The organism is Streptomyces oryzae, assembly GCF_017676365.1.
Classification (GTDB): domain Bacteria; phylum Actinomycetota; class Actinomycetes; order Streptomycetales; family Streptomycetaceae; genus Streptomyces; species Streptomyces oryzae.
Genome location: NZ_JADKMA010000349.1, coordinates 1 through 3,276, shown reverse-complemented (window position 1 = coordinate 3,276; position 3,276 = coordinate 1). Strand labels below are relative to the sequence as shown.

Sequence of the window (3,276 nt, the reverse complement as noted above, 5' to 3'; positions counted from 1 at the left end):
GCCCCCGCGACCGCCCCCTCACCCACCGGGCCCGACCCGCGCACCGTGCTGGACGAGCCCGTGGCGGCCCCAGGAGCCACCGGCGGGGCGGAGCCGGGGCCGGAACCGTTGGGTCCCACCTGTGTGGCCTGCGGAACCGGCACCATCGACAGCGACGGCTACTGCGAGCACTGCGGCCACAAACAGCCCCGGGACCGCGACCACATGGAGTCGGCCCTGGACACCGTCGCAGCGGCCAGCGACCGCGGTCTGCGGCACCACCGCAACGAGGACTTCTTCGCCATCGCGGAGACGACGACCTCCCAGGGGACGCCCGCGACGTTCGCCGTCATCTGTGACGGGGTCTCCTCGGCCACCCGTCCCGACGAGGCGTCAGCGGCGGCCGCCGAGGCCGCCGGCGCCTCGCTGTGCCAGGCGCTGCCGCTGGGACGGCACCCGCAGCAGGCGATGTACGACGCGCTGATGGCCGCCGCCGACGCGGTCAACGCGCTGGCTGCCGAGGGGCCTGTCGACCCGTCCAAGAACGCGCCCGCCTGCACCGTCGTCAGCGCCCTGAGCGCCGACGGCATCCTGACCGTCGGCTGGATCGGCGACAGCCGCGTCTACTGGGTGCCCGACGACCGTACGGCCGCTCCCGCGCGGCTGACCGAGGACGACTCCTGGGCCGCGCAGATGGTCGCCGCCGGACTGATGAACGAGGCCGAGGCGTACGCCGATCCCCGAGCGCACGCCATCACCGGCTGGCTGGGCGCCGACGCGTACGAGATCGATCCGCACACCGCCTCGTTCAAGCCCGACCAGCCGGGCGTCGTGGTGGTGTGCACGGACGGCCTGTGGAACTACGCGGAGTCGGCGGAGGAGATGGCCGCCGCCGTGCCGCCGGACGCCCTCGCCCGTCCGCTCCAGTCGGCGCAGCACTTGGTCGGCTACGCGCTAGACGGCGGCGGGCACGACAACGTAACGGTGGCTGTGGTGCCGTTCCCCGTGCCCATGGGAGGGGCAGGATCGGCCTGAGTCGAGCACGCCGCGGGGGGCCTTCGGAGACCGCAGGAGCGGTGCCGGGGACGACGAGGACGCTGTCCGGGGGAAGGGCCGCGAGCACCACCGCACTTCCGCCCGCCCCGCTACTTGTCGCTGTAGAGCAAAACGGGAGCGGAACAGATGGCCAACTTCGCCAAGTCCAACGCGCCGCGCTTCTCGGTGGACGTCTACCAGAACGAGTACCTGCCCGAAGGAGCCCGGGAGGTCAACGCCATCGTCACCGTCACCTCCACAGGCGGCGGCACCACAGGCGGCATGCCGCTGCCGGTGACGGACCCGGCCCGCTCCCCGGCACAGGAGGGCGCGGACGCTGCGGTCGTCATCATGGTCGACTGCTCCGGCTCGATGGACTATCCGCCCACCAAGATGCGCAACGCGCGGGACGCCACAGCTGCGGCCATCGACACCCTCAGGGACGGCGTCTCGTTCGCCGTCGTCGCGGGTACCCACAAGGCCGGGGAAGTCTTCCCCGGCGACGGGAAACTGGCCACCGCCGACACGACCACCCGCGCGCAGGGGAAGGACGCGCTGCGCAAGCTGTCGGCGAGCGGCGGCACCGCCATCGGCACCTGGCTGCGGCTGGCCGACCAGCTGCTGAGTTCGGCGGACGTCCCCATCCGGCACGGAATTCTGCTCACCGACGGGCGCAACGAGCACGAGGAGCCGCAGCAGTTGCGGGACGCGCTGGAGGCGTGCGCCGGGCGCTTCACCTGTGACGCGCGGGGAGTGGGCACCGACTGGGAGGTCAAGGAGGTCACCGGGATCGCCTCCGCGCTGCTCGGCTCGGCCGACATCGTGGCCGATCCGGACGGACTGGCGGCGGACTTCACACAGATGATGGAGAACGCCATGGGCAAGGAAGTGGCGGATGTGGCGCTGCGCCTGTGGACGCCGCGGGGCTCCGGCATCAAGTTCGTCAAACAGGTGGCGCCCACGGTCGAGGAGTTGACGGACCGCCGTACGGAGGCAGGTCCGCGCGCCGGTGACTACCCGACGGGGTCATGGGGGGACGAGTCCCGCGACTACCACGTCTGTGTGGAGGTGCCGGCCGCCGAGGTCGGTCAGGAAATGCTCGCAGCCCGCGTCTCGTTGATCCTGCCGGCGCCCGACGGCAGCACCCCGCAGACGCTCGGACAGGGGCTGGTGCGTGCCGTGTGGACGGACGACATGGTGGCGACCACCTCCATCAACCCGCAGGTCGCGCACTACACAGGGCAGGCGGAACTGGCCCAGGCGATCCAGACGGGACTCGATCTGCGGAAGGCCGGGGATGAAGCGGGCGCAACGGCCAAACTGGGGCGAGCCGTACAGCTGGCGAACGAGTCGGGGAACGCGGATACTGCGAAACTGCTTTCGAAGGTGGTCGACGTGGTGGATGCCGCGACGGGTACTGTTCGACTGAAGGCGAAGGTCGCCGAGGCCGATGAGATGACGCTGGAGACGCGGTCCACCAAGACGGTCCGCGTGAAGCGCTAGCGCACCGGCCGGGTACGTCCGTAACGAACTTCACAGCCCACACAGCCCGCACAACCGGCACGATCCGTACCACCAGGTACCGAAGAGCAGGAGCACGGAGGGGGAGGCACTCACCATGCCGACTTGCCCGAACGGCCACCAGTCTGCGGCCGACGACTGGTGCGAGGTCTGCGGTCACCGCATGACCGACGCGCCGGCGTCGCCCGCTGGTGCCGTACCGCCGCCCCCTCAGCCGTCCGCGCCCGGCGGCTATGGCTATCCGGGCCCGCCAGGACCGCCGCCCCCACCCGGGCCCGGCCCGGGTCAGCAGCCCGGACAGGGCCCCGGACAGGGCTACGGCTATCCAGGACCGGACTCGGGTCCGCCGGAGCTGTGCCCGCAGTGCGGCACCCCACGCGAGTCCATGGCGCCCTTCTGCGAGGAGTGCCGCTACAACTTCCTGACTCACTCGCCCACGACCTACCCGCCCGCGGGCGGGCAACCCCAGCCCGGCGGCCCCGCCTTCCCGCCGCCCGGCGGCCCGGGCGGCCCTGGGCCTGGTGGCCCGGGTGCCCCCGGTCTCGGTGGGCCTGGTGGCCCGGGCGCCCCTGGTCCCGGCGTGCCGGGTGCCCCTGGCCCTGGTGAGCCCGGCGGCCCGGGTGCCCATGGCGGCCAGTCGGGTCCTGGAGGCCAGCCTGGTCCTGGCGGTCAGCCTGGTCCGAACGGCCCGCTCGGCCAGCCGGGTCAGCCCGGCCCCGGTCAGCCCGGTCCTGGTGGCCC

General features: G+C 72.5%; 3 protein-coding genes. All 3 read left to right on the top strand.

Annotation, left to right across the window (positions count from 1 at the left end; genetic code table 11):
- On the top strand, positions 1-1,014 hold a 1,014-nt coding region (locus ITI46_RS33820), incomplete at its 5' end, for a PP2C family protein-serine/threonine phosphatase (RefSeq protein WP_209243781.1).
- 147 nt (positions 1,015-1,161) lie between these two features.
- Entirely contained in the window at positions 1,162-2,517 is a 1,356-nt protein-coding gene (locus tag ITI46_RS33815; RefSeq protein ID WP_209243779.1) for a vWA domain-containing protein, read from the top strand.
- A 539-nt stretch (positions 2,518-3,056) separates the two neighbouring features.
- On the top strand, positions 3,057-3,276 hold a 220-nt coding region (locus ITI46_RS36190; protein ID WP_209243778.1), incomplete at its 3' end, for a hypothetical protein.

Excerpts from the sequence above, each read along its gene's own strand:
- ITI46_RS33815 (WP_209243779.1), top strand. The coding sequence starts at position 1,162 with ATGGCCAACTTCGCCAAGTCCAACGCGCCGCGCTTCTCGGTGGACGTC.